Origin of the sequence: Streptomyces nojiriensis (genome assembly GCF_017639205.1) — a bacterium.
Taxonomy (GTDB): domain Bacteria; phylum Actinomycetota; class Actinomycetes; order Streptomycetales; family Streptomycetaceae; genus Streptomyces; species Streptomyces nojiriensis.
Genome location: NZ_CP071139.1, coordinates 8,879,783 through 8,899,457 on the forward strand (window position 1 = coordinate 8,879,783; position 19,675 = coordinate 8,899,457).

18 protein-coding genes and 2 pseudogenes are annotated in these 19,675 nt (G+C 69.4%); 10 read left to right on the forward strand and 10 right to left on the reverse strand.

Features of this window, described 5'->3' with window-relative positions:
- The first annotated feature begins 253 nt into the window (after positions 1–253).
- The 3 genes from JYK04_RS40145 to JYK04_RS40155 all read left to right on the forward strand — a co-directional run bounded on the left by JYK04_RS40145 (position 254) and on the right by JYK04_RS40155 (position 3,589).
- Positions 254–919 (forward strand): DUF4097 family beta strand repeat-containing protein, encoded by a 666-nt coding sequence (locus JYK04_RS40145; protein ID WP_189746484.1) that lies wholly within the window; start codon positions 254–256, stop codon positions 917–919.
- A 71-nt stretch (positions 920–990) separates the two neighbouring features.
- Complete coding sequence (locus JYK04_RS40150; RefSeq protein WP_189746274.1) at positions 991–2,208, forward strand: serine hydrolase domain-containing protein; 1,218 nt, start codon at positions 991–993, stop codon at positions 2,206–2,208.
- A gap of 607 nt (positions 2,209–2,815) precedes the next feature.
- Positions 2,816–3,589: a glycosyltransferase family 2 protein gene (locus JYK04_RS40155; RefSeq protein ID WP_189746276.1), complete on the forward strand. Its 774-nt coding sequence runs from the start codon at positions 2,816–2,818 to the stop codon at positions 3,587–3,589.
- On the opposite strand, the gene JYK04_RS40160 is transcribed toward JYK04_RS40155, so the two are convergent.
- Complete coding sequence (locus JYK04_RS40160) at positions 3,586–4,356, reverse strand: DUF6461 domain-containing protein (RefSeq protein ID WP_189746278.1); 771 nt, start codon at positions 4,354–4,356, stop codon at positions 3,586–3,588. The genes JYK04_RS40155 and JYK04_RS40160 overlap by 4 nt on opposite strands.
- Positions 4,357–4,465: 109 nt before the next feature.
- Positions 4,466–5,038, reverse strand: coding sequence for a TetR/AcrR family transcriptional regulator (locus JYK04_RS40165; protein ID WP_189746280.1), 573 nt, complete (start codon positions 5,036–5,038; stop codon positions 4,466–4,468).
- Positions 5,039–5,138: 100 nt separating this feature from the next.
- Between JYK04_RS40165 and JYK04_RS40170 the strand changes: the two genes are divergently transcribed.
- The 6 genes from JYK04_RS40170 (at position 5,139) to JYK04_RS40195 (ending at position 12,632) form a co-directional block, all read left to right on the forward strand.
- Positions 5,139–5,426 (forward strand): putative quinol monooxygenase, encoded by a 288-nt coding sequence (locus tag JYK04_RS40170; protein WP_189746282.1) that lies wholly within the window; start codon positions 5,139–5,141, stop codon positions 5,424–5,426.
- 571 nt (positions 5,427–5,997) lie between these two features.
- Positions 5,998–6,885, forward strand: coding sequence for a CPBP family intramembrane glutamic endopeptidase (locus tag JYK04_RS40175; RefSeq protein WP_189746284.1), 888 nt, complete (start codon positions 5,998–6,000; stop codon positions 6,883–6,885).
- A 22-nt stretch (positions 6,886–6,907) separates the two neighbouring features.
- The gene (locus tag JYK04_RS40180; RefSeq protein ID WP_189746286.1) at positions 6,908–8,215 is read left to right on the forward strand and encodes a sensor histidine kinase; all 1,308 of its coding nucleotides are present in this window, start codon (positions 6,908–6,910) and stop codon (positions 8,213–8,215) included.
- A complete protein-coding gene (locus JYK04_RS40185) occupies positions 8,167–8,811 on the forward strand; it encodes a response regulator transcription factor (RefSeq protein WP_189746288.1) in 645 nt (214 codons plus the stop codon). Before JYK04_RS40180 ends, JYK04_RS40185 begins: the two co-directional genes overlap by 49 nt.
- Positions 8,812–9,802: 991 nt before the next feature.
- Positions 9,803–11,356 (forward strand): alpha/beta fold hydrolase, encoded by a 1,554-nt coding sequence (locus JYK04_RS40190; protein WP_189746290.1) that lies wholly within the window; start codon positions 9,803–9,805, stop codon positions 11,354–11,356.
- 505 nt (positions 11,357–11,861) lie between these two features.
- Entirely contained in the window at positions 11,862–12,632 is a 771-nt protein-coding gene (locus tag JYK04_RS40195; RefSeq protein WP_189746291.1) for a 2OG-Fe dioxygenase family protein, read from the forward strand.
- 407 nt (positions 12,633–13,039) lie between these two features.
- Here JYK04_RS40195 and JYK04_RS41725 read toward each other — a convergent pair.
- From JYK04_RS41725 to JYK04_RS40225, 6 genes and pseudogenes are all read right to left on the reverse strand, one after another.
- Positions 13,040–13,183: pseudogene (locus JYK04_RS41725) on the reverse strand (transposase); the annotation flags it as partial.
- Positions 13,184–13,552: 369 nt separating this feature from the next.
- Complete coding sequence (locus tag JYK04_RS40205) at positions 13,553–14,353, reverse strand: maleylpyruvate isomerase family mycothiol-dependent enzyme (protein ID WP_189746293.1); 801 nt, start codon at positions 14,351–14,353, stop codon at positions 13,553–13,555.
- A 1,635-nt stretch (positions 14,354–15,988) separates the two neighbouring features.
- Positions 15,989–16,423 carry a DUF4279 domain-containing protein gene (locus JYK04_RS40210; RefSeq protein WP_189746295.1) on the reverse strand — a complete coding sequence of 145 codons (435 nt, stop codon included), beginning with the start codon at positions 16,421–16,423 and terminating at the stop codon, positions 15,989–15,991.
- A complete protein-coding gene (locus JYK04_RS40215; RefSeq protein WP_189746297.1) occupies positions 16,420–16,713 on the reverse strand; it encodes a hypothetical protein in 294 nt (97 codons plus the stop codon). The genes JYK04_RS40210 and JYK04_RS40215 overlap by 4 nt, the downstream gene beginning before the upstream one ends.
- A gap of 101 nt (positions 16,714–16,814) precedes the next feature.
- Entirely contained in the window at positions 16,815–17,018 is a 204-nt protein-coding gene (locus tag JYK04_RS40220) for a Hint domain-containing protein (RefSeq protein WP_189746298.1), read from the reverse strand.
- Entirely contained in the window at positions 16,990–17,823 is an 834-nt protein-coding gene (locus tag JYK04_RS40225; protein ID WP_189746300.1) for a pre-toxin TG domain-containing protein, read from the reverse strand. The genes JYK04_RS40220 and JYK04_RS40225 overlap by 29 nt, the downstream gene beginning before the upstream one ends.
- 261 nt (positions 17,824–18,084) lie before the next feature.
- Here JYK04_RS40225 and JYK04_RS40230 point away from each other — a divergent pair, with 261 nt between their 5' ends.
- The gene (locus tag JYK04_RS40230; protein ID WP_229876801.1) at positions 18,085–18,696 is read left to right on the forward strand and encodes a DUF6461 domain-containing protein; all 612 of its coding nucleotides are present in this window, start codon (positions 18,085–18,087) and stop codon (positions 18,694–18,696) included.
- Between the two features lie 224 nt (positions 18,697–18,920).
- On the opposite strand, the gene JYK04_RS40235 is transcribed toward JYK04_RS40230, so the two are convergent.
- Positions 18,921–19,244, reverse strand: coding sequence for a hypothetical protein (locus JYK04_RS40235; RefSeq protein WP_189746304.1), 324 nt, complete (start codon positions 19,242–19,244; stop codon positions 18,921–18,923).
- A gap of 196 nt (positions 19,245–19,440) precedes the next feature.
- Positions 19,441–19,578, reverse strand: a pseudogene (locus JYK04_RS42495) (AMP-binding enzyme); the annotation flags it as partial.
- Between the last annotated feature and the right edge of the window lie 97 nt (positions 19,579–19,675).

Sequence of the window (19,675 nt, forward strand, 5' to 3'; positions counted from 1 at the left end):
CGGTGCCTGACGCCCTGCGCCGGGAACCTGCTCGGCTCGACCGGGTCACCACCGCCACGGACCGTGACCCCGTGCGGCCGAGCACGCCGGAATCGTGGAGATCGAGACCGGCCGTGCCCAGGACGACACCCACCTGCTCGCCGCGCACCGGCAGCCGGGCATCCGCTTCCACCGCAGCACCCTCGCATGCCAACTCGACCTGCCCGTCACCCGACCACTCCACTGCCTGACAACGCATCAAGGAGAACGCCCGATGCAGAAGTTCGAGACCCCCGGCGCGATCGCGGCCGTCGTGGAGATACCTGCCGGACGCATCAGCATCCTCGCTGCCGACCGCGCCGAGACCACCGTCGAGGTACGTCCCGCGGACGCCGGCAAGGGCCGCGATGTGAAGGCCGCGGAGCAGACCACGGTCGAATTCGGCGACGGCGTGCTGCGCGTCATCGCGCCGGAGGCGAGGAACCAGGTGCTGAGCAGCCCCGGATCCGTCGAGGTGACGCTTCAACTCCCCACCGGCTCCCGCGTCGAAACCACCTCCGCCGCCGCAGAGGTGCGCACCGAGGGCCGGCTCGGCGACGTGACCGTCCACGGCGCCCATCGGCGCATCGAGATCGCCGACGTGGAAGGCCTGCGCCTCACCTCCGTCGACGGCGATGTCCACGTCGGCCGGCTGGGCGGCCCCGCGGAGATCTCCACCGCGCGGGGCGGCATTACCGTCGGCGAGGCGGTGCGCGGCACGGTGGTGCTCCGCACCCAGCACGGCGACATCTCGATCGCCGCCGCCCCCGGAGCCTCCGCCACGCTGGACGCCGACCCCCGGCACGGCCGCGTCAGCAACGCCCTGCAGAACAACGGCTCCCCCGTGCTGGAGATCAGAGCCACCAGCGGCAACGGCGACATCTCCGCTCGCAGCCTCTGACCCCCCTCATCCGCAACCTCCTCCTTCCCCACCCCGCCCGACACGTTCACCCGACCAGGGAGCTCCCCACCATGTCCCAGTTCACCGCTGCAGGGCAGCGCAAGATCCGCGACGTACTGGCCCGCCACGTCGATTCCGGCAAGATCCCGGGCGTAGTCGCCCTGTACAGCAAGGACGACGAAACGCACGTCGAGACGCTGGGCGCGATGGAGCACGACGGCGGTGCGCCGATGCGCCGGGACACCATCTTCCGGATGGCGTCCACCTCCAAGCCGGTCTCGATAGCGGCGGCGATGGTGCTGCTCGACGAGTGCCGGCTGCGGCTGGACGACCCGGTGGACCGGTGGCTGCCGGAGCTCGCCGACCGTCGGGTGCTGAAGGCGTTCGACGGCCCGATCGACGACACGGTCCCGGCGCACCGTCCGATCACCGTCCGGGACGTGCTGACCTCCACCTTCGGCCTCGGTATGGACATGACCTCCATCGGTACGCCCATCATGAACGAGGTCTTCGCGCAGGGGCTGACGCCCAACCTGCCCACGCCGATGCCCGAGCAGGACGAGTGGCTGCGCCGCCTGGGCACCCTGCCGCTGATGCACCAGCCCGGAGAGCGCTGGCAGTACCAGCTCGCCAGCGACCTGGTCGGCGTACTGGTCTCCCGGGTGACCGGCAAGACCTTCGAGGAGGCGCTGCGCGACCACGTCTTCGGCCCGCTCGGGATGGAGGACACCGGCTTCCACGTCCCGGACGACAAGATCGACCGGCTGCCGGTCCTCTACGCGCCCGACCCGGAGTCCGGCGAGTTCCACGTATGGGACGAGTCCAAGGGCGGCCGTTGGAACGTCCCTCCGGCGTTCCACGGCGGTGGCGGTGGTCTGGTCTCCACCGCGGACGACTACCACGCCTACTTCAGGATGCTGCTGAACGGCGGCAAGCACGGTGGTGAGCGCGTTCTGTCCAGGCAGGCGGTGGAGCTGATGACCACCAACCGCCTCACCCCCGCGCAGAACGCCGCCCGCACCGAGCTGGCCACCAACAACGTCCACATCTCCTTCGGCCAGGGCCAGCACGGCGGATGGGGCTTCGGGATGGCGGTGCGGACCTACCGCGGCGACTACGCTCCCGTCGGCCAGTTCGGCTGGGACGGCGGCTCCGGCACCTCCACCTACGCCGACCCCGTGAACAACGTCGTCGGTATCCTCCTCACCCAGGTCGGCACATCGGTCCCCGACTCGGTCCACCTGATGCACGACTTCTGGACCACTCTGTACCAGGCGATCGAGGACTGATCGCCGGCAAGTCCGTTCCCTCAGCACATGCGGACGGGGCAGTGGTCGGACGGCACCCGTGCCGCGCCCGGAGTGTTTCGGTGGGTGTCGAGGAACCTGGTGACGGGGTGCGGCGGCGTGAGCGGCTGACGTCGCACCCCGTGCACGGCGGGTGATCTGCCGTTCAACGGCGCGGAAGCACGAGCTGGTCGCAGCGCGGGTGCGCCTGCGGGAGCCGGTCGTGGCGCCCTGCGCGCCCCGACCGCCGCGATCTCCTCCGGGGGTCGCGTCCACCAGCGGCACGGTCAGCCCGGTGCCTGCGCCGTCGGGGATGGCGGGGCCGAGCAGCAGGACCCGGCAGGCCGACGGGCAGGCAGTGTCCGCCGACTCCCGGCCCCGGGGTGAACCGCGTGAATCCGAAGGGCAGGAGCAGGACCGCGGGGAGCCGCGAGGAGGTCACGCCCTCCACGGGGGACTGGCCGACGACACGGTGACCCACCACTGCGGCGCGTACGGCCAGCGGACGTCCTACGTAGCCCTGACCAGCGAAAGCCATCTGCATGGCAGCTCCTGCTCGCGTGCGATGCTTGAATGGAGCATTGTTTCTGGTCTGGCAAGGAGAAGCGCTGTGCCCCTCGTGTCTGTCGTGATGCCCGTCTACAACTCGGCAGCCACCCTCGGCGCAGCCGTCCGATCGGTGCTCACACAGACCCACAGCGACCTGGAGCTGCTGGTCACCGACGACCAGTCCTCCGATGACTCCATGGACCTGCTCCGCGAGTTCGCCGAGCAGGACGAGCGCGTCCTGCCGGAGTCGGCGCCCGAACAGGGCGGTGCGGGCCGGGCCCGCAACCTCGCGATCGAGCGGGCCCGCGGGGACTACATCGCCTTTCTCGACAGCGACGACATGTGGCTTCCGGAGAAGACCGAGAAGCAGCTCGCCTTTGCCGCGGAAGGCGATGCGCCGTTGACGTACACCTCGTACTTCAAGATGGACGCCGACCACGACGGCGAGAGCACCGACTGGGTCCCGAACGGGCGGGTGGTCCGTGCGCGGGAGCACGTGGACTACCGCGCGATGCTGGTCCAGGACCACATCGGTGCTCTCACCGCCATGTACGACCGCAATGTCCTGGGCACGAGGCTGATGCCGGAGATGCGCAAGCGCCAGGACTACGCCCTCTGGCTGTCGATCATGCGGGACGGCGCTGACGCCCGGGGCCTGGCCGAGCCGCTGGCGGTGTACAGGGCCCACCGGGCGGGATCTCTGTCTTCCAACAAGCTGTCGCTCGTGCAATACAACTGGGCCCTGTACCGCGAGCACGAGCATCTCTCGCTCCCGCGGGCGACGCGGGCCCTCGCCGGCGCTGTGCGGCAGTCGCTGCGCAACTCGCGCATCTAGACCGTCTCTTTCGGATCTTGCCGAGCAACATGGTTCCAGGCCTCGCGAACGTGGGAAGGGACGCGACCGCCGGTGTCGTTCCAGGTGAGGCCGAGAGAGGCAGCCCATGCCTTGATCTGCCGGTGGTCGGGCTCCGGCCCGGTGCGCATGGCGGGGGTGCCGCGGACGGCATGGGCGGGCAGGCGGGCCTCGCCGAGGACGGCGCGCGGCAACGAGAGACCGAACCGCTGTTCCAGGACACCGAGGGATCGCTCCTGGTAGGCCGTGTGATGCTCCCTGGAAGGAGGGAGGTTCTGACTGCCGTCGGGATGAAGTACCTCTCCGGCGATGAGTTCGAGTAGGAGCAGATCTGGCTCCGCGCCCCAGCGCCGATGCTCCTCGCCGATCCCGAAACCGCAGGTCAGCACGCCGTTCTTGGCGTAGTGGAACCTGGCGGGCGGACGTGAGCCCATCGGCAGGTAGTGCACGGCATCGACCCTGCCGGAGGCGATCTCTTCCAGACGGTCCGCACCGGTGGAGTCCCCGTATTCCACGGCGAAAGCCCACCCCGCGTCCTCCCCGACCCGTACGACTCCGTCGCCGCGCACGCCGTAGCCGCGACCCCTCATGCCCAGGTGCTCCACCTCGCCGTCAGTGGTGGGCTCCGTTGTCTCGCGCAGGACCCCTCCCAAACGCACAGCCAGTTCATCAGCGGACATACCGCGCGCGAAGACCACACCCGCCACAGGGATGTCCCATGCCGCCAGCCACTTGATCCCGTCAGACATGGCACCCCTCCCCGAGGTCGAGAACGTCCCTGCCGGCGAACCTAACCGCGACCGCTGACAGCGACCGGGCCGACGGTGAGCAACAGCAGCGCACTTCCCGGGGAGGCTTTCATCCGCCGGGGTTGCCATGCCGGAGGTCGAGGATGATGTCGGCAGCGCGGGCGATGACCGGGGCGCGGGTGGTGCCGGGGTGGTCGGCAGCGAGGAAGTGGCTACCGATGGCCATGCAGAAGGCGAGCAGAGCGCGGGCCTCGACCTCCTCGGGGTCGTCGCAGAAGGTGCCGATTGCGTCGCGTGCCAACTGAATGCGCTTGTTGTCCACGCGGCGCAGGCGCTCCGCGACGGTGTGGTCGCGGCGGGCCCAGTCGCGGATGGCCAGATCGATGGGCAGCAGGCGGTCGCTGGAGAAGGTGAGCCGCCCTGCCAGGCGGACCTTGTCCCGCGCGTCGCCGCCCTCCCGCTCGACCTGGTCGATCACATCGTCCACGCTCTCGCGCTCCCAGGTGTCCAGCATCTCGGCCAGTAGTGCGTCGCGGTCGGCGAAGTACCCGTAGAAGCCGCCCTTGGTCACCCCCAACGCCTTGGCGAGCGCCTCGACCCGCACGGCCTCCGCACCGCCCGCGGCCAGCGCCCGCAGTCCCGCCTCGACCCACTTCTCGCGCGGTGTGCGCAATGCGCCCATCTGTGGCCCACCTCACCCTGTCCGACCTGTTGTACGGAGCCGTACAACAGGTCTAGCCTCGCGTTGTACGGCAACGTATAACGCGAGAGAGGACACCGTCATGTCATTCGGTTTCGTTGCCTTCCACTACCCGGCCCCCGAGCACGTCGATGAGTTCGTCGCCGAGTGCCACCGGGTCGCCGAGGCGATGCGGCAACAGCCGGGCTTCCTGTCCGTCGGGGTCTGGGTCACCCCGGACGGCGCGGCCGTCGTCACCACCGGCGCGTTCGAGTCCGAGGATGCCTTCCGGGCGACGGCCGACCTTGCCCGCGAGATGGGTGCGACGCCCGACGGCCTGAGCGACCTGGAGGTCAGGCCCCGCGAGGTTCACTTCCTTGAGTCGCGGTAGGAACGCCGCGAAGGATCAGTACTCGACCTCGCCGCATCCGTTCGGTGGGTCTGGATCGCTCCGCGGTCCATGAGGTCCTGGATGTGGACCGGCCAGTCCCACTCCAGTCTCGTGGTGATCGCAGCGTGGACATCGGCCCGCACCTGCGGGGTGACGTGTTCGACGTCGCGGTTGCCGTAGCGCAGGCGCAGGCCGTCGCGGTCGGCGCCGCACAGGATGGTGTGGGGGGCCGGAGCATGCAGGAGACCTGTCCCGTGAAGGAGACCTGTCCCCGGACGAGCTCGTCGGCGAGCTCCCTGGCCGCGCCGGCCTGTGCCCGGCCGAGCTGGGACCCCTCATGCGCGCCTCCGATCCGGCGGGCAGTGGCAGCCATGGCCGCAACGGCCGGTGACTCCCGAACTCGCCAGAACCACTCCACCACCACAACCCGACCGGCCCTTGAGAGGGTGTACCTGGATACACCCCTTCCGGCACCCACGTGCAAGGACGGCCCCGGACCCCCACCGGCAGAGTCGAACACGGGGCGTGACAGCCGCGCCCCCCCCAGCGACCCACGGGGAGGCCGGGCACCATGCCGGACCACAAGCGGAACCAGAACGAGGGCCAGGACCGGGAGCAGAGGCAGGGGCGGCGGCGAGTGCCGCGCAGCGGATGGGCGGCGCAGGCAGGGGTGTTCCTTGTCGTGGCCTTCCTGGCGGCGGGGCTGTGCGGGGCGATCCAGCCCGCGACCGGCATACCCCCCGAGGTGCTGCAACTGACCCAGTTCGGTCCCGCCCTCGCCGTGGCGGCCGTGGCACTGCTGTGGCCCGGCCGGATCAGGGAACGGCTCGCGGGAACACTGCCCGCCCGCAGCGAAGGACCGGCAGACCACGAGACCCGGCTGCCGTCCGGCAACCGGGCCGCCCTCCTCCTCACCGCCGCCCTGATCACCGCACTGTCCGCCGACGGCGCCCTGCTCACCTCCGGCTCCCTCCCCGTCACCAGCCCCCAAGCCCTCGCACACCCCCTCGCCCTGCTCGTGGCCGCTCAACTCATCGGTGCCTGCGCCGAGGAGATCGGATGGCGCTGCTACCTCCAGCCACTGCTGCGCATCCGTTTCGGCCCGGTCACCGCCTCCGTCCTGGTCGGGACGGCCTGGGGCCTGTGGCACGTACCGGCCCTCACCCAGGAGCCGGCCTACGCGGCCGGATTCCTGACAGCCACCATCGCGATGTCCGTGGTCCTCGGCCTGGCCCTGGAACGCGTACGGAGCAACCGGCTCCTGCTCGCGGGCGGCTTCCACACCCTGGTCAACCTCGGCATGCTGTTCGTGACGGACGAGACGTCGCCGGCAACAGCGCCGATGGCGGTCTTCGGCGCCGCCTGCCTGGCCGCAGCACTCCCGTGGATCGCCTCCGCCCGCCGGGCGGCGACCACGCCGGACAGGATCACCGCCGCAACAGCGGACGGACCGCGCTGACATGACGGAACCACAGGTGGGTATGGCACAGGGAGAGGGACGCCCCGGCTCCAGCCTCAGGGGCGCGCTCGCCGACATCGGCCGCTGCCAGCTGCTCTCGCTCGCCGCGCTCGCCGTCTGCGGGGCCGGCGCCCTCGTGATCGGGGCGCTGCTCCTCCTGCCCATCGGCATCGGCTTCCTCCTGCTCCCGCCCGCCGCAGCTGCCCTGCGCCGCGTCTCCGACCGCTACCGCGACTGGGCCGCCCGCTGGACAGGAACCGTGATCAGCCCGCCACAACCGCTGCCGTCCCGCCAGGCCCCGCCCGAGAACTCCACCGGCCGTCACGGGCGGGCCCGCGCCCTCCTCGGCGACGCCGGGTTCTGGCACGACCTGCGCTGGGCCTGGGCCGAGCCGTCGACAGGCGCACTGCTCGCCGCCGTGCCCCTGGCCCTCGTCGAGTACGGTCTGTTCGGTGCGGCCGTACAGCCCTTCGTCTGGCGGCTCCTGGGCGACGGCAACTGGTACGCCTTCATCCTCGTCGACTCCACACCGACGATGCTCGCCGCGCTCCTGCTCGGCCTCGGATTCGTCACCGCGGGATTCAAGCTGGCCCCCACCACCCTGCGACTGCACGCACGCTGGAGCAGACGCCTGCTCGCCGCCCCGCGCACCACCGAACTCGTCCGCCGCATCGAACACCTCGCAGGATCCCGCGCCGACATCCTCGACGTCCAGGCCGCCGAACTGCGCCGCATCGAGCGGGACCTGCACGACGGGGCACAGGCCCGCCTCGTCACCCTGGGCATGACCCTCGACGAAGCAACCCGGCTCCTCGACCGCGACCCCGCGGCCGCCCGCGCACTCCTGCACGAGGTACGCGCCACCTCCCAAAGGGCTCTCCAGGACCTCCGCGAACTCGTCCACGGTGTCCTGCCCCCGATACTCGCCGACCGCGGACTCGGCGACGCGGTCCGCTCACTGGCCCTCGACAGCCACCTCGACGTGCGCATCGAGACAGCCCTGCCCGGCCGGCTTCCGGCACCCGTGGAATCCGCCGGCTACTTCGCCGTCGCGGAACTCCTGGCCAACGCCGCCAAACACTCCGGCGCCCCCGAGGTCCACATCCGCCTCAGCCACACCGACGGCGCCCTGCGCGCCACGGTCACCGACGAGGGCCGCGGCGGCGCCGACCCGGACGGAAGCGGACTGCAAGGCGTACGCCGCCGCCTGGACCCCTTCGACGGAACCCTCGTCCTGCACAGCCCGCCGGGCGGCCCGACCACCGCGACCTTGGAGATACCTTGCGCGTCGTCCTCGCCGAAGACCTCTTCCTCCTCCGGGACGGACTGACCCGCACCCTCCAGGAACACGGATTCGACGTGATCGCCGCAGTCGACAACGGCCCCGCCCTGCTCAGAACACTCCTCGAAGAGGAACCGGACGTCGCCGTCGTCGACATCCGCCTGCCACCCACCTTCACCGACGAGGGCCTCCAAGCCGCGCTGGAAGCACGCCGATCACGGCCGGCGCTCCCGGTCCTCGTACTCTCGCAGTACGTCGACCAGCTCTACGCCCATGAACTCCTCGCCGGAGGCCAAGGCGCCATCGGCTACCTGCTCAAGGACCGGATCACGCACACCACCCAGTTCGTCGACGCGGTGCGCACCGTCGCCGCAGGCGGTACGGTCATGGACCCGCAGGTCATCGCACGGCTACTGGCCCGCAGCGACGCCCGGGGCACCACCGCCCAGCTGACACCGCGCGAATTGGGCGTCCTGGCCCTGATGGCCGAGGGCCGCTCCAACGCGGCCGTAGCTCAAACCCTGTTCATCAGCGAAAGCGCCGTCGCCAAACACACCGCCGCCATCTTCAGCAAACTCCGGATCGAACCGTCCGCAGACGACAACCGCCGGGTACTGGCCGTTCTGGCCTACCTTAAACGGTAGCCGGCGATCGCTGCCTCCCATCCGGCCGACCGGGATTGATCACAACGGCCCGAGAGCGGCGCCGCGGCGTCCGAACACGGTCATGCCGCTCGGGCGAGGAGGGCGCCCACGCGATGACCGTCATCTCCCAGGAGGGTGACATGCTTCAGGTGTCCCCTGGGTCTCGGCCACTCGGGTCAGCGAGGACCACTTCATCGATGGTTCCGTGGGCAAGGCTTGCAACAGTGATCTCCTCGGACCTGTACAGCGTGCATCTTCCGCGGCAGCAGGGGCGGTGCGGTGAGCGCAGCGGCCGTGCTCGTCAGCCGCGGCCAGGCCTACGCGTCGGACTCCGGCGACGAAGCGGTGGCCGGTGCCGGTGGCCGGCTCACCTTCACCTTCGAGGCCAAGGGCAAGGGGACCACGCGGCTCACGCTGCTGCACTGCACTTTCACCACCTGCCAGGGCAACACCTCCACCCTGCCCCCGAGGCGAGCGGGCCCTCCGCCACCGCGCGCACCCCCTCCCAAGCGCCCGAGCGCATCACCTATTCCGTCACCGTCAACTGAGCCGCGGGGGACAGGCCCAGGCCTACGACGGCCGGGCCCGTCGCTCCCACCCGCGTCCCGCACTGCTGCGCTTCTGCGTCGCCAGGTTCGGGATGCCGAACGATGCCGGACGGGGTGACGAGGCGCACCACCGGCAACGACCCGACGTCCTACTTGAGGGGGAGCGGACTACCAGGGCGCGGGCGGTGTACGCCGGGCAGCGCCGAGCCGGTGGTCGGACCCCGCGTACCAGCGGTGATCACGTCTCTGTCAGGCCGGTGCCGTGGTCGCGTCCGAAACGAGGAGCCGAGGCATTCGGGAGCGAATTTCGGCCGCCTGTCCGGATATCGCGTGGTACGGGAGAGGGACAAGGGACGGCTCTTGCTGGGGATTCGCTGCGGCCCGCCGATGCAACACAGTGGGCACACCAGCGATTTCACCGGAAGAAGGATGGCACGCCACTCATGAAACGCCTCGCACCGCTGCTCGCCACGGTCGGACTCGTCGCGACCTCCGTGCCCCTGCTGACAGCGCCCCAGGCAGCTGCCGCCCAGGTCCCCGGCTACATGCGCCAGCAGCCGGACTGGCACCGTTGCACCCCCGAGCAGCCGGCGACGTACGAGTGCGCGACCCTCAAGGTGCCGCTTGACTACCGGCACCCCGAGGGCCGCATGCTCGACCTCGCGATATCCCGGATCAAGACCGAGAACCCGGGCAAGCGGCGGGGAGTCCTGCTCTTCAACCCTGGTGGCCCCGGCGTTTCCGCGTTGTTCCGGCCGGTGGTCCTGAACACGAGCATACCCAAGGACGTACGGGACCAGTACGACCTCATCGGCTTCGATCCGCGCGGGGTCGGCAAGAGCAGCCCGATCTCCTGTGGGCTGAATGCGGACGAGGGGGGCCTCGGCGGTCCGTACCGGCCCGAGACCTTCCCCTCGGACGTGGCCTGGGCGCGAAGCGTCGCCGACAAGTGCCGGGAGAAGTCCGGCGACGTCATTCCCCACATCACCACCCGCAATACGGCCCGCGACCTGGACGTCATCCGTGCGGCGCTCGGCGAGCGGAAGATCTCGTACCTGGGTTACTCGTACGGGACCTACCTCGGGGCGGTGTACTCCCAGATGTTCCCGCAGCGCACCGACCGCTTCGTGCTGGACAGCGGGGTGGATCCGCAGCGCGTCTGGCGCGGCATGATCCAGGTGTGGGCCACCGAAGCGGAGCCCGCGTTCGCGCGGTGGACGCGGTGGGCCGCGGAGCGCTCGGACCGATACGGGCTCGGCACCACTCCCGAAGCCGTGTCCGCCACCTTCTGGGATCTGGTGGCCCGGGCCGACAGGGATCCGATCATCCAGGACGGGCAGAAGGTCACGGGTGACTACCTCAGGTCAGAGCCCTCGCTGTTCTTCTCCCCGTACGGAGCTTCGGCCGTCATCAAGCACCTCAAGTCCCTGGCCGAGAACGGGCCCAAGCCGGCGGACGGCGATGCGCCGGATCTGAAGCAACTGCTCGCCGGGGCCCGGGCCTCCGGCGCGAACGCCTCCGAGCCGAACGCAGCGGTGTCGGGCGCGGCAGCCGCCGAATCCGGTGGCGACGGCATGGCCGTCTACTGGTCCGTCGTGTGCGGGGACACGGATGCCTGGCCGCGCGATCCCGATCAGTACGCGCGGGACGCGGCGCGGGACAAGGCGAAGTATCCGCTGTACGGGGACTTCGCGTCGAACATCAAGCCGTGCGCCTTCTGGCAGAAGCCGGTTGAGCCCGCGACGCCCATGAAGACCCGGGCCGACGTGCTGACCGTGCAGAACGAATGGGACTCCCAGACCCCGCTGGCCAGCGGCCAGGGCCTGCACAAGGCGCTCAAGGGCTCACGGATGGTGCTGGCACTGGGCGGCGAGAAGCACGGTGTGTACCTCTCCGACCCCGCATCCTGTGCCGACGTCACGGTCAACAAGTACCTCGCCACGGGCCGGCTGCCTGCCGCAGACGTGACCTGCCAGGACCCGCCGCCGTTCCCGTAGGGCGCCGGCGGCCCGTACCCATACCGGGCGAGCGCGGCGTCGCCGGACCGTGCGTTTGCCAGGGCCTGCGCGATCGGGGGCTTCGAGGGTTGGGCAGGAGCCGTGGAGGCCCTCGGGGAATCCGGCCCACCAGGCATTGAGGCCGTGGAGCGGCGGCCGCTGCGTGATCGTGTAGGCGGCCGCTCCTGCCCGAGCCTGGATGTCCTGCTCGTCTCGGCCGGCACCCGCGAACACTGGGACGCCGCCCTACCGGCCTCGGACGACAGAAAGGGTGATTGCCCGGTCGGGCTCGCAGACCGGATTTGCTTCCTCCGGCGACCCGTAGGACGCTCAGCAGCCGGGCAGCCCGACCGTGTCGAGGCCGGGGCGTGACGGGGGAGGCGTGGGTAAGGCCGGCACGGGCCGCCAGCACCACAGCCCGTGTGGTGACCTGTGGGAGGAACACGTGGAAAAGGCTGAACCCCAGCGGCGATCATCCTCTGATGCGAGAGGTCCGGGTGAGGGCATGGGCGGTCTGCGCGAGCGCGGGTTCATCCGCTACGACGCCGGGCAACTCGGTATCGTTCCGGCCGGCTCCGCCGCGAAGGACCTGGCCGTGATCCGGGAGGTGTTCGAGGCTCTGCCGCCTGACCCGTACGCTCCGGGAACGAATAGGTTCCGTCGCTACTCCCATGCCGTGTACCTGCCGTGGAAGGACGAACTGTCCTGGATTCCCGGAACCCCCGACCCCGTCCACGGTACGGTCACCGACTTCTCCCAGGGCGAGGACGACCCGGACCACCCGCGGACGCGGCGCGTGCTCCCCGACATTCCCGAGGCGCTGCGCGGCAACGCCCTGCTGTTGCGACTCCTGCGCTGGGACATTGAGCAGGTCCTGTCCCTGAGGAATCTGGGGAGACGGCCGCTGTGGGCTGGTGTCCACCTGATCAGGCTCGGCGTCGACGGTCCCGGCCAGGAGGCCGTTTCCTCCCCGAACTGCTTGCACCAGGACGGGGGTTCCGCCAGCACGTTCACCTTCGCCCACCTGATCAGCCGTACCAACGTCACCGGCGGGCAGAACGTCATCGCCACACCGGGCAGCGCAGGCCTCCAGCCCGAGGACCCGTGGGCGGACATCCACGCCGACTTCACCCTCACCGACCCACTGGATGGCTACGCCGTCCACGACCACAGGGTCAGCCACTACGTCGGCCCGGTCCGCGCAGGCTCCGAGCCAGGGCCGGGGGAACGGTCCATCCTCATCGTCGGCCTCGCCCCGTACGTCCCCCAGCTGTGACACCGGCACCCCCGGCCCGTCGAACACGACAGCGCGCCGTGCCGGCATTCCGGTCACGTCCGCCCACTGCGGGCGGCGCCTCAGAGGTTGTTGTCTTTCCGGGCTTGAGGACTGCGTTCTCGCTGGTCAGGCATAGGGTCGGCGGTCTCGTGGCAGTGGTGTCGTGTCGTTGCTTGGTGGAGGTCGAGGATGCCGTCGGTCGTGCGACTGCTGGAACAGCGTGAGCTCACCGCTCACGGCTCACCGCTCACCGCTCGCCGTCGTGTCGACGATCTGCGGGAGGAGGCCGAACGCCTTCAGGCGGAGCTGGCCGTGGCTGAGCGGGAGTGGAACGAGTGGGTCATCGTCCGCTCACGCGTTGGCGAGGTACTGGCCCCGGGCAACGACGCCGTCGTCGGCCCCGCCGCCTCCGGTTGCCCGCCCCTGCCCCGCAGCCGGCCCGGCACCGGCAGCAGTGGCCGGACCACCGCCCACTCGGCGTCCGACATGTCGGTGGGATACCGACGCTCGCGCGCCCCGTGGTCTCTGGCGTTCCCGAACCTGTCAGCCAGACAGTCACAGGCGAGAGTGGCTGAAGTGGACCCCACTCCCGCGTTGCCGTAGAAATGCGACAACAGGGCCTCCTGGACCGCACGTTGGATTCGACACCCTTCGAGCTACCAAGAGGCCCTGCCCTCATGCACGGCAGCCGCCGGAGTCACCCGATCGACTGACTTCTCGACGAGATCGGGACGACGGCAGTCGCGTCGCTTCTCGTGATCGCCGGGACGGACAAAATCGAACTGCCATCCAGGTAGACGGTCGGCTTGGTGACGCCCCGAGGCCGCCCCGCGGGTTTGAGCCCGGTGCCGCGACTGACGAACCTGGCGAAGAGTCGTGTCCTACCGGCTCGAGGCGCGGCCAACCGCCCCCGCTACGTCCTACTTCTCTTCCGGCTCCCAGGCGCGGAGCAGGTCGAGCAGCCCTGCGTCTCCGTCAACGTGCAAGGAGTCGGCCTGGATCCGGTCGTACAGGTAGAGGACCAGCTCACTGGCCGTGCCGTGGACGGAGGCGCCGGCTGCATCCGAGTCTTCGCCGGTCGCGGCGGTGGGCGCGGGGATGCGGGTGATGCGTGCGCCGTCGCCGTCGACGGTGAGGCGCCAGGAGCGGCCCTCGGCGGCGTGGAAGTCGAAGGCCGTGGGCTTGTGCGGCCAGGCACTCGGCGTTGCGCAGACGGTGAACAGGAACTCCTCCACACCGTCGAGTGCCAACTCGACCGGCAGCGGCTGCGGGGAGCCCCCGGCGAGCTGGGCGTCGTAAGTGTGCACCGCGGTCTCCTGGACCCGGTGCCGGGCGGTGCCGCCGGCGGTCTGCGGTGATTGCGACGCGGGCCACCACGTCCAGCAACCGCTCTCCGGTCCCGCCGCGCGCAGGGCGCCCAGCAGAAGCTGCGTCGACCCGTCCAGCCAGGCCAGCAGGGCCTCACGCTCCCGCGGCACTTCCAGCGCGGCGCGCGCGGCGACGGCCTCGGCCGGGGGAGCGTCGGCAGACCCCGCGCCGACGATGGCGGCCCAGAAACGGTCTCCCCCACCCAGGTGCTTCACCAGATCGAACAGCGTCCACCCGGGGCAGGACGGCACCTGCGCGTCGAGACCGGGCGCGGCGGCGACCACGGCGCGGAAGGCGGTCGACCGTTCATCGATCAGTCGCAACAGGTCAGGGAACTCAAGATTCTTTTCCACGCCGGATGTCTATCACCGTGCTCCGGTGATCGGACAGCGATTTTCACAGTCGCCGCCGGTTGACCATTGCGGACGTCCTCGCCTCCCACCGCTCGGGTGACAAGCTGCGCACTGCTGCGAGGACGCTGGTGGTGGCGGTACGCCAGGCGTCGTGCCTGTGGGTGCTCTGGCCTCGCCGTGCGGCCGGGCACCTCGGCGACGTGACGTCCACCCGGTGTGCGCGGTCATGCTGCCGCTCGATGTGATGGACGCGGAGGTCACGACGGCGGGGGAGGACCGGTCGGGTCGGGAGTTCGGGTGACTCCCATTCGACCAGCACTCCTCAAGTTCGGAACAACAACAGCCACTCACTACCTGCTTGCGAGGTTCGCCGTCTTCGCGGGCCGGCTCTTGGCTCGATGCGCCCGGGCGGGTGTCTGCAGCTGATGGGGGAGTGAGGATCAGGTGGACGCGCCCAGTCGCCGGCTGGGCGCGTTGTGTCACTCGGTCGTCGGGGTCCTGAGGGCCGTCTCGGTTGCCGATGCCGTGGCTGCCGATGCCGGTGTTTCTGGGTCGGCTCGGAAATATGGCTGACGTTGGCCCCAGACGAAGGAGGTGAGCCTGATTTCGGGAATCCGGCTTTTGTTTCCCCTGCTTTAGACACACGCGCCCGGTCACATGGTGTGGACGCGGACTCGGGACGCCTGCCAGGACCTGCCCGGGTTCACCGAGGGGTGGTGTCGAAGTAGTCGGCGAGCGTGGAGACTGCACTGGCGGTGACGTCTGTGGGACGCCGTAGAGGCGGCATACGGGTGGCAGGTGGCTCAAGGCAGCCCCGTCCTGGACCGCTTCGGCCTTACGGCGGGCCCCGACGGCGAGACACCATGGCTGGACGCCCCCGGGAACCTGCTGTCCGGGGCCCGGTGGCGATAGGAGAGGCGACGTGGACGCCGACAGGGAACCGCTCGCTGCGTGGGCCGAACGGCGCGGCCGCCGCCGCGAGTCCGACCGGCAGATCACCGGCCGATCACCGGCCGCCGCCGAGCCGAACTCCTGGACCCGGCGGCGCGCGGTCGAGCCGCGCACCACGCTCCCGACGCCTCCCGCGTCCTCTTGGAGTTCGACGAGGAGTCCGGCGACTGGCTCCGGTCGGAGTCGCAGACAACGCCGCCGCCTTCCTCCACGGGTGGTGACACCACCACCCCACCCGAACCACCCGCCCCCTGTGCACCGCTGTAGGAGGGCTCTCTGGCGAGTGCCTCGTTCATCTGGGTGCCGCGAGGCGCTCGCAGCACCCGCACTCGAACAAGAACCGAAGGGAGGCGTGGCAGTTGGCACACCCCTTTCGACTTCGACCGGCTTGCGGAACGGGGTCAACGAGGGCTGAGGCCCCCCGGAATCACCAGTGCCGCCCGCACCTCGGCGCGATGGGCACCTGGTTTGAGGGACGGCACGGTTGACCGGCGTAACCACCCGGCGGAGGCCCACTTGAAGTCCCCCGGATCCGGCCGCCGACCGGCTCACCGCCGCAGCGGCCGGAGAGATCTGACTCCAAGCCGGACACACCACGGGCCCCGGGGATCAGCATGAAATCCCCGAGTCCCGGCTTGGGGCGTACCGTCCAACGACGTCTTACACCGGCAAGAGTCTCAACTCCTACGCGTCCTGTCCGTCGCCGCACTCGTGATAGACGTACTGATCGATATCGAGAGATGCCTTGGCTGCCGCTATCCAGGAAAGCAGTTCAGCTCCCAGGAAGATTCCCTTTTGTTGTGGGTCATCCAAGTCTCTGATTTCCTGAACGATTTCCAGGGTGACGGCTGCCTCCTCTGAGTCTACGAGTCGCCCCAGAGCAGTAGCGAGATCCGTACCCCATCCGAGGATCACCGGCTCCAGGTCCTCAGGCCGGGCGCCGCCTCCCGTGGTGCTGGCGCGTCGGATCCAGGTCGCATGGGACTGCGGTGCCGACAGGGGACGCTTGCGACTTCCGATCGACGTCGACTCGTCGGGCTCTGCTCCCAGCCTCTTGGAAATTTCCTCCGGCTGCAAAGACTCACTGACCACTCTGAGATACATTCGAAATGCGCTCATGGCTGGTACTTGTAATACGTCGGAACCAAGATCCTGCCGTCCTTGCTCACGAGGATGATCCGGCTGTCGCCGTCGCGCATCGCGTCGAATCGCGACACCATATTCTTCCCCACCCAGTCGGCCTTGAAGCCGCGCGGGTCCTCGCCGACGCTCTTGAGGGCCTTCTCCAGCTGCTTCTCTCGGAGCTTCACCAGCGAACCGCGATCGATGGCCGCGGCGTCGGGGATGCTACCGGGGATGAAGCCGCATGAAGCGTTGTGCACGAGCACCGGCGTCGTACCGGCCAGCACATAGTAGGTGTGCAGGTCGTTGGCGGTCAGGTTGTAGGCCGGCCGGAGGTCCTTCCAACGGGTGACCTTTTCGATTTCGACGGTGATGCCACCCGGGGTGTTCAGAACGGGTGGCGGTCGGTGGCGGTGAGGGGACCTTGGCCGTCCTGCGGGCGCAGGGTGATGGAGGTGAAGTCCCGGTCGTCGGGGGTGTGGATCGTGGCCTCGACCCGGCGCGGACCGGTGGTCCCTGACGCGGGATCGGTCGCGAGAACGGTGTCGCCGATCTCGATCTGCTCAATGAGGCGGGTCGCGCCGTCGCCCATCAGCACTGGCGCACGTCTTTGCACCCTTGCGGGCCTTGCGGATGGCCTCGGGGATGAGCTTGCCGCCGACCTTGATCCAGCGCAGCACGACGAGGCCGCCCAAGGCGCGGTCGATGCCGCTCACCTGCTCGCCGGTGGTCATGTCCTTGCCGGTGATGGCTTCGATGATGCCGTTGCCGATGCCGGGCAGGAGGTTGAGCATCATGCCCATCTGCCGCTCCTCCTCGGCCAGTACTTCGGGCGGGACGGTGTTCAGGCCGAGAAGTGGGCCGATGTGGTCGAAGTCGAACTTGAAGTCCGGTACCTCGAGGATGTGTGCGGCGCCCTTGGAGAAGCCGGCTACGGCTGTGTTCGTATCTTTCAGGCCCTCGTTCATCTGGTCCATGCCCCGGTTTGCCTGGTCCAGGGCAGCGAGGACGTCATCGATCCACCTTCCGAGCTCGCCGCTCACGACGACCTCCGGCTGGTGGGTTCCTGCCGGGAAGTACGTGGATGCGGTGAGCGCTGCGAGAAGTGCGGATGAATCGGCTTGGAGGCCGGTGGCACGCGCAACCATGACCATTTTGGTGCGGAGCGTGTCCAGGTTCGGCCTGGCGGCCTGGTACGTCTTGACGAACTGCTTCAGCACCTCCAGCTTCTTCTTCGGGTCTGACTCCGTGTCCGTGTGCGGGGCCATCACAGTGAGGGGTTCGAGCTTCTTGAGCGCGTCCACCTCCTTTTCCAGCTCGGCGAAGGACGCGCCGCCGTCCTCCATCGACTCCCGAAACACGTGGAGGTACGCGCCTAAGCCGAGACCGATCTTCACGGACCTGATGGCCACTTCCTTGGCGCAGCGCCACGCAGCCGCAGGGGACACGGACGGCCCGGCACGGTGAACTCCGTGGCTGGTCCCCGCCGGACCGCTGAGCCTGCCGCAGGACCCCGGGCTGCGGCTGTTCACGAGTTGCCCCTGACCAGGCAATCCAGAGGCACACGAGGATCGTTTCCCGAACCGGCGAGGATCGTTTCCCGCACCGCTGGGGGCAGGCCTGCTCCGCTGTCAGACCCAGGGGCGAGTATGAGCGGCATGACGAAGACCGGGGCGGACTACGCGTGGTTCGAGAACGACTTTCCAGACATTGCCGAGGCGTACTGCTTCACCCTTGTGCGGGGCCTGTCCCCTGCCGAGCTGATATCCCGGTTGGAAGGACGATGGGAGGCTCCTTTGCAGGGCATAGCCGAAGTCGTCGACGCCGCCTTCGCTCAGTACGACCTTGAGGGTGGTGCCCGCCAGCTGATCGGCATGACGACTCTCGGCGCCTGGACGCTGTTGATCGAGCCGAACGGCTATCTAGGGGTGACCGAAGAACGAGCCCTGCCGGCCTCCGCCGGGGCGAGCTGGGTCTCCCACTTCGTCAACGTCAACGCCGTCGGCACGTTCCTCTGGGCCGAAGACCAGGTCCTGCGGCTCTGTTTCGACCCCATGTTTCCCGAAGACCGCTGGGGCACCACACCCGACGAACTCCTCGACGTCATGACTCGCATCGGCTTCCACGTCGACGACGACGCACCAGAAGCCGAGATCAACCTGTCTTCACCAGCCGCCTTGGCTCTGGCGGAACACCTCACCGGCGTCGCCGTCACTCCGGCTCTGCTCCAGGACACGACGTTCAGCTGCGCCACCGTCCGGATCCGGTGACATCTTCATGCGCACTCCCAGGTCCGGCAACAATGGCCGGCTACGGGACCGGCACGTCGTGCTGGTCATGGCACTTGTCGCCGCTCAGGTGCAGTCGGCGCAGATCCTGTAGTGGACGGTTGGGTCCTGCCGTGCGCTGCACACGAGCGTGCCGTCATCGTCGGGCGCCTCGAAGCTCGTCGACATATGGCCGTGGGCCTGTTGCTGACGGCGCGAAGGCCAGCTCACCCCTGTTCGTCCCTCACCGATCCGCCCCGACCGCGAACGAATGGTCGGGGTTCGGCCCTGGACCGCCCCGGCCCGGTATCGGCGTGCTCGATGGCCGCTTGGCCATGGGCGGTCTGCATCGCGGTCGGCAGGTCCGACCAGTACGCGAACTGGGGTGCGGTGCGGTCCTCGACCGACTTGAGCGCGGCCTGGTGTTCCGGAGAGCCGGGGTACACGCCCTCCAGGGCCGCGGTCTTGTAGCGGCGACAGGCCCACGCGGCGGCGGCGCGCGCAGCGCCGACAGCAGTGGCGATCGGGTGGATCAGAGCAAGGTTGGCCATGGAGGGGCCTCCTGTCGGTGTGGTGGGTCCCGGCCTTCAGCACTGTTCGCTGGTGAGCTCCCGCTGCCCGTGCTCGAAGGCACGCTCGGGGTCCTCCGGAGTGAGGGGCCGGTAGCAGGCGGAACCACGCGCTGGTGGGATGCGGCACGGGCCAGGAACGGGTGCATCGGTCAGCCTGATGACTCGCGGGTACTTGTACGGGGCCACCTGTTGCCTTCACGTGGTCGCGGATCTCCTCGGCGGTGGCCTGCCCTCCGGGCTTGAGGACCACTACCGCTGCGGTCTCCTCCGCCAGCTGCGGGTCCCACATGCAGACGAAGGCGGCTTCGGCAACCGCCGGGTGCTTGTACGGTCTGCTGCCGGTCGGGTTGGGCGAAGTAGGCCATGGTCACGGCGGTCTCCGGGAGTGGGCGGGGCCGCGGCCCCGCAGG

What these genes read in the sequence shown, in the direction of transcription:
- JYK04_RS40145 (WP_189746484.1), top strand. Translation starts at nt 254, where the DNA reads ATGCAGAAGTTCGAGACCCCCGGCGCGATCGCGGCCGTCGTGGAGATA.
- JYK04_RS40150 (WP_189746274.1), top strand. Translation starts at nt 991, where the DNA reads ATGTCCCAGTTCACCGCTGCAGGGCAGCGCAAGATCCGCGACGTACTG.
- JYK04_RS40160 (WP_189746278.1), bottom strand. Translation starts at nt 4,356, where the DNA reads ATGTCTGACGGGATCAAGTGGCTGGCGGCATGGGACATCCCTGTGGCG.
- JYK04_RS40165 (WP_189746280.1), bottom strand. Translation starts at nt 5,038, where the DNA reads ATGGGCGCATTGCGCACACCGCGCGAGAAGTGGGTCGAGGCGGGACTG.
- JYK04_RS40170 (WP_189746282.1), top strand. Translation starts at nt 5,139, where the DNA reads ATGTCATTCGGTTTCGTTGCCTTCCACTACCCGGCCCCCGAGCACGTC.
- JYK04_RS40175 (WP_189746284.1), top strand. Translation starts at nt 5,998, where the DNA reads ATGCCGGACCACAAGCGGAACCAGAACGAGGGCCAGGACCGGGAGCAG.
- JYK04_RS40180 (WP_189746286.1), top strand. Translation starts at nt 6,908, where the DNA reads ATGGCACAGGGAGAGGGACGCCCCGGCTCCAGCCTCAGGGGCGCGCTC.
- JYK04_RS40190 (WP_189746290.1), top strand. Translation starts at nt 9,803, where the DNA reads ATGAAACGCCTCGCACCGCTGCTCGCCACGGTCGGACTCGTCGCGACC.
- JYK04_RS40195 (WP_189746291.1), top strand. Translation starts at nt 11,862, where the DNA reads ATGGGCGGTCTGCGCGAGCGCGGGTTCATCCGCTACGACGCCGGGCAA.
- JYK04_RS40210 (WP_189746295.1), bottom strand. Translation starts at nt 16,423, where the DNA reads ATGAGCGCATTTCGAATGTATCTCAGAGTGGTCAGTGAGTCTTTGCAG.
- JYK04_RS40220 (WP_189746298.1), bottom strand. Translation starts at nt 17,018, where the DNA reads ATGGGCGACGGCGCGACCCGCCTCATTGAGCAGATCGAGATCGGCGAC.
- JYK04_RS40230 (WP_229876801.1), top strand. Translation starts at nt 18,085, where the DNA reads ATGACGAAGACCGGGGCGGACTACGCGTGGTTCGAGAACGACTTTCCA.
- JYK04_RS40235 (WP_189746304.1), bottom strand. Translation starts at nt 19,244, where the DNA reads ATGGCCAACCTTGCTCTGATCCACCCGATCGCCACTGCTGTCGGCGCT.